Source organism: Prosthecobacter sp., from assembly GCF_044373815.1.
Lineage (GTDB): Bacteria > Verrucomicrobiota > Verrucomicrobiia > Verrucomicrobiales > Verrucomicrobiaceae > Prosthecobacter.
In genome coordinates, this window is the sequence record NZ_JBIPNG010000462.1 from 1 (window position 1) to 5274 (window position 5274).

The following is a 5274-nucleotide window of genomic DNA, read 5'->3' on the forward strand; positions in this document are numbered from 1 at the left end:
ACATCCGCGAACTCAAAACGCTGACGACTTCGATCATGCCCGAAGGACTGGAGAGCGTGCTCACTGCGCAGGATGTGGCGGATGTGCTGACGTATATTGGCAGCAAGCCATGAGACTGTGGCCACCGGAGTCAGGAGATCCCTGCTCCTTCGTGAAATGTGCGTGTCATTGTGGCGGGTGATTGAGATGATCACGCCGCGTGATTTGGCCAAGGCGGATCAGCTTGAGGCGGTTCTACCGCTGGAAAAGCACCTCATTATCACGCGGTGAGCGGACTTTACTTCACATCACGCCACAGCCAGCGCAGAGCCTCGGGCAGGCTGGGGGCCATGCCTTTGCTGCCATGGAAGCATTGCGTCCAGTCGATGCGAAAGTCGTAGTTCATGTACTTCAGCGCGGCAGCCATCTGCTTGTTGGCGATGGGCCAGTTGCCGAATTTGTTGTCGAGATCGTTTTCGCCATCGAGCAGGTAGATGCGGATGGGTTTGCGCTCTGAGGCACGGATCAGCGAGGGATAAACATCCCCGCCTTTCAGATCGACGAAGGAGCCTACCCAGGAGAGGACTTTGCGGAATTTGTCAGGCCGCTCCCACGCAACGGTGAAGGAGCAAATGCCGCCGGAGGATCCGCCTGCGATGGCCCAGGCTTCAGGCTGCGGTCGGAACTTGGTTTGATAGCGCTTCTGAACCTCAGGCAGAATTTCGTCGATCAAGAAACTCGCATAGGCAGGCCCAAGTGAGTCGTACTCAAAGCCACGATTGGCGGCCTTCTCACCGGGCTTTTGCTTCGTCATGCGACCCGGATCAATGAAGACACCCACCGTGCGTGGCATCTCCTTTTTATGAATGAGATTGTCGAAGACCACCGAGGCACGCATGGAGCCATTGGGATCCACATGGCGCGAGCCATCCTGCCAGACCATGAGGCAGGTTTCCTCGCCAGGATTAAAGCCAGCGGGCAGGTAGACGGTCACCGTGCGCACGGTGTCGGGAAAGACCTCGCTGGTGTTCCACACAAACTTCTCCAGCCTGCCCTGCTGGACATCTTTCTGCGGCAGACTGTCGGCAGTGTACTCGAAATGTTCGACGTGCACGGTCCCCGCAAGGTGAGGCATTCCCTCAGACTCCACACGGTAGCCCGTTTCGGTGAAGTTGGGCATGTCAGTGACGAGCACCTGCAGGCCGTCCTCGCCCAGCGCAGTCATCTCGCCGATCAAGGTGCCATCCTGCTGCACGACTCGTGCAGGTTTGGGGTCAATGATAGCCCATGCGACCGTGGTCGCTTCAATCTTTGCCGCCGCCCGGCCCTGTGTCAGATTTTGCCGGCCAAAGAGGCGCACGACCTGGTCATGCAGCATCTTTTGCGCCTCCGGGACCGATGTTTTTCCCAATGCCGCAGCAATCTGCAGCGGTGTGATGGTGGGCAGCGCACCCGGTTTGTTTTGAGCAGAACTGAACGTGACTGCGAAGAAGAACAACGAAAAAAGGGCGAGACGCATGTGTGGGGTTTCTAACGCCACAGGGTGCGGTGGAATATCGCTGATTTCCCCAGATGCAGTTTTAGCGATCGAGGAGAGGCGGAAAATGAGGTTCTGAGGCCTCAAGTCCTTGCTTCAAAGCGCTGCCGTGAACGGTGTCTTGCCATGTGGTAGTGCAGCCGTGCGCAGACGCGCCTCAATGCCTTCCATCATGGCTCTTACGTGTCGCCATTTCGTGCGGTCGCGCATGAGGTCCATGCTCTTTTCATACGATCCCCACTGAATGACTTCGATGTCCACATGGCGCACGCCCCAGTTGTCCATCATGGAGCGGCTCGGTTTGTACAAATCGATGGTGCCGGTGCCGACGAGGGCGCTGCCATAATCATCCACCACATAGGTGACACCCGGCTGGCCAGCGATGCGGAACAGCGTGCCGACTGGAAAACGCGACCAGTCTGCTGCAGCACTGCGCACGTTGCCAAATCTCAAATTGGTGCCGATCGCATTCTTCACACCATAAATGATGTGATCGCTTTCATCATGCGTGTAGGCGGTGGTGCGCACTCGCATCTGAGAATTGCGATACAAACTTGACGCCGTCAGCAGCGGCGGCTTCGGGTCATCAAGCACAAAGGTGTAGCGCTTGATCGTGCTGGGACGGAACGGAACATTGTTCGCCAAAGCCTTGCGCACCTCGTATTTGACGCCGGTTTGCAATGGAGCGGACGATTTTTGCCGCATTTCCTTCCAAGTGGAGAGCAGCGATTGCTTAGGAAGAGCGCAGCTAGAAAGAGTGGCCAATAAGACACCACAGAGGCCAGAGGTCATCAAACGTGAGTTGTACATGGCTGGATAGTTTTGGAATTACGAAAATGATACTGTAATTTTCATATATCTTCAATATAAAAAGAATAGTTTCCATACTATTAAAGTTTAATAAAACTTAATTTCCATATCCTCTGGATAGGTTCACTTCTCTCCTTCAAGCCAGCCGAACAGGATGTTTTACCCTTCGCGCCTCCCCTCCCCCCTTTTATTCTGCCTGCTCTCCCCAGAGCTTTCGCCAGTGGTCGAGGCGCTCTTTGATGCGGGCTTCCAGGCCGTTGGCGGTGGGATCGTAGTACTGGCGGCCCCCTTCCAGACAGCGCTGAGGGACGAAGCCGCCCTCATAGTTGTGTGGGTACATGTATCCTTCGCCGTGACCAAACTCCTTGGCGGCTTTCTTGTGATGGGCGTCCCGCAGGTGCTTGGGCACAGGGAGGGTACGGCCATTTTTCACATCTTCCAAAGCAGCATCAATGGCGGTGTAGGAGCGATTGCTCTTCGGCGCGGTGGCATTGTAAATGGTGGCATGCGCCAGGATGATGCGCGCCTCCGGCATGCCGATGAATTCGACGGCCTGCTGAGCGGCTACTGCAACGCGCAAGGCGTTACTATCAGCCATGCCAATGTCCTCACTGGCGGCAATGACAATTCGCCTTGCGATGAAGCGGATGTCCTCCCCGGCGTAGAGCATCTTGGCCAGCCAGTAGAGCGCCGCGTCGGGATCTGACGCGCGCATGCTTTTGATGAAGGCGCTGATGGTGTCGTAGTGTGCGTCGCCATCACCGTCATACACCACGGTCTTTTGCTGCACGGATTCCTCCGCAGCCGCCAGCGTGATCACAATCTCGCCTGCGGCATCCGGTTGCGTGGAGAGCACGGCGAGTTCCAGCGCATTGAGGCAGCGGCGCGCATCCCCATCCGCCACGGTGGCGAGGTGCAGGCGCGCGTCCGGCTCGATGCGGGCATTCATGCCACCCAGGCCGCGCTCCACATCACTCAAAGCGCGGTCCATCAGCGCTTCGAGATCGGGTATGCCCAGCGGCTCCAGCGTGAAAACCTGGGAGCGGCTGACCAGCGGGCTGTTCACATAAAAGAAAGGATTGTGCGTGGTCGCGCCGATGAAGCGCAGCGTGCCGCGCTCCAGATGCGGCAGCAGCACATCCTGCTGCGCTTTGTTGAAGCGGTGGATCTCATCCACAAAGAGGATGGTCGTCTTGTTGTAGAGCCGGATGTGATGCCCGGCATTCTCCGCCTCCTTGCGAATATCCGCCACGCTGCTCTCCACGCCACTGAGCGTGACGAAGCGAGATTTCGTCTCCTGAGAAATGATGTGCGCCAGCGTCGTCTTGCCTACACCGGGCGGCCCGTAGAGGATGATCGAAGAAAAGCGGTCTGCCTGCACGGCACGGCGCAGCAGCTTGCCCTCCGCCAGAATGTGCTGCTGGCCGGCATACTCCTCCAGCGTGCGCGGCCGCATGCGGGAGGCCAGCGGCGCGCCTGCATGGTGCACCGCTGCACCCGCACGTGGCGGTTCAGGGGGCGGAGAGGCAAAAAAGTCGTCGCTCATGCAGTGGAAGGGACGATGAATGACGCTGAAACGCTCCGGCAGCAAATCGCAGTTTGCACCGGCGGTCGTTTGATGTTCGATAACGCCCCCTGATGAAGCTCTCCAAAAAAGCCGAATATGCCCTCCGCGCCCTCGTGGCGATGGGGCGTGAGCGCGAGGGCACGAACTTCTCCATTCAGGATCTGGCCAGCAAAGAGCACATCCCCCTGAAGTTTCTGGAGCAGATCCTGCTGGCACTGAAAAACGGCGGCCTGCTGCGCAGCAAGCGCGGCGTGGGTGGCGGTTATCAACTCGTCACCCATCCGGCCCGCATCACGATTGGAGAGGTGGTGACGTTGTTCGACGGCCCGTTTGATCCCATACCGGGGGCAGATCAGGATGCTCTGGGACAGGTCTTCAGCGGCCTGCGCGACCAAGTGGCACAATGGTTCGCGGAGCACACCGTGGCGCAAATCATCGCCAAGGAGCGCTCGCGTGAAACAGTGTCGTTTGATATTTGATCACTTGCCAAACAGCCACATGGCCAGGATCAGCGTCCAGATAATATTGAAGACCTGACCACCGAGGAAGGCCAGCGCCGGCTTGCCACCGCCGAGATTGAAAAGCTCGCCCAGTCGCGTCTCCAAGCCGATGCAGACGAACGCTGCTGCAAACCACACTTCACGCAGTCCTTTGAGCGGCTTGCTGGCGGCTTCTGCCACGCCGGCAGGCACAAAGTACGAAAACACTACAGAGGCGATCACGAAACCGATCACGAACTTGGGAAAGCGTTCCCAGATGATCCTGATGGAGGGCTTTTCTTTTTTGGACGCGCCATCCTTGCCGCCGCGCATCGTCCACCAGATGGACAATATAAATGCCGCCACGCCGATAAGAACGTTTTGCGAAAGCTTGACGATGACCCCCACCTTGGTGGCGTCCTTGCCCACCTGTTCGGTCGCAGCCGCCACCGAACCGCTGGTATCGAGCGTACCTCCGATCCAGGCACCGCCCACGGCCTCAGACAGGCCCATGGATTTGACCGCCCAAGGCATCATGATCATCATCGGCACGGCGCAGAGCAGGACAATGGACGTGACGTAGGAAAGCTTTTTGCGGTCCCCCTGAATCGCGCCGCAGGCGGCAATGGCAGCGGACACCCCGCAGATGGAGACGGCGGTGGAGAGCATCACGCCAAACTCATCGTCCACCTTGAGTTTCCGGGAGATGAAGTAGCACACATACCACACCACCGGAATGACCAATGCGGCCTGCACCAGACCCGGGAGCCCCGCCTTCATCATTTCCGGCAGCAGAATCGTCGCGCCGAGGAGCACAATGCCCACCTTGATGAAGAATTCCGTGCGCACCGCCTCGCGCAGCCACTCGGGCACAGGCAGCGTGTGACTCCAGAGCATGCCCA

The 5274-nt window shown here is 58.3% G+C and carries 5 protein-coding genes; 1 reads left to right on the forward strand and 4 read right to left on the reverse strand.

Features of this window, described 5'->3' with window-relative positions:
- Window positions 1–277: 277 nt before the first annotated feature.
- The 3 genes from ACIREA_RS26050 to ACIREA_RS26060 all read right to left on the reverse strand — a co-directional run bounded on the left by ACIREA_RS26050 (window position 278) and on the right by ACIREA_RS26060 (window position 3872).
- Window positions 278–1498 carry an alpha/beta hydrolase gene (locus tag ACIREA_RS26050; protein WP_397385246.1) on the reverse strand — a complete coding sequence of 407 codons (1221 nt, stop codon included), beginning with the start codon at window positions 1496–1498 and terminating at the stop codon, window positions 278–280.
- Between the two features lie 114 nt (window positions 1499–1612).
- Window positions 1613–2221, reverse strand: coding sequence for a 3D domain-containing protein (locus ACIREA_RS26055; protein WP_397385247.1), 609 nt, complete (start codon window positions 2219–2221; stop codon window positions 1613–1615).
- A gap of 292 nt (window positions 2222–2513) precedes the next feature.
- Window positions 2514–3872 (reverse strand): replication-associated recombination protein A, encoded by a 1359-nt coding sequence (locus tag ACIREA_RS26060; protein WP_397385248.1) that lies wholly within the window; start codon window positions 3870–3872, stop codon window positions 2514–2516.
- Between the two features lie 92 nt (window positions 3873–3964).
- Between ACIREA_RS26060 and ACIREA_RS26065 the strand changes: the two genes are divergently transcribed.
- A complete protein-coding gene (locus tag ACIREA_RS26065) occupies window positions 3965–4372 on the forward strand; it encodes an RrF2 family transcriptional regulator (RefSeq protein WP_397385249.1) in 408 nt (135 codons plus the stop codon).
- On the opposite strand, the gene ACIREA_RS26070 is transcribed toward ACIREA_RS26065, so the two are convergent.
- On the reverse strand, window positions 4373–5274 hold a 902-nt coding region (locus ACIREA_RS26070), incomplete at its 5' end, for a YeiH family protein (protein WP_397385250.1).

Excerpts from the sequence above, each read along its gene's own strand:
- ACIREA_RS26050 (WP_397385246.1), bottom strand. The coding sequence starts at position 1,498 with ATGCGTCTCGCCCTTTTTTCGTTGTTCTTCTTCGCAGTCACGTTCAGT.
- ACIREA_RS26055 (WP_397385247.1), bottom strand. The coding sequence starts at position 2,221 with ATGCGGCAAAAATCGTCCGCTCCATTGCAAACCGGCGTCAAATACGAG.
- ACIREA_RS26060 (WP_397385248.1), bottom strand. The coding sequence starts at position 3,872 with ATGAGCGACGACTTTTTTGCCTCTCCGCCCCCTGAACCGCCACGTGCG.
- ACIREA_RS26065 (WP_397385249.1), top strand. The coding sequence starts at position 3,965 with ATGAAGCTCTCCAAAAAAGCCGAATATGCCCTCCGCGCCCTCGTGGCG.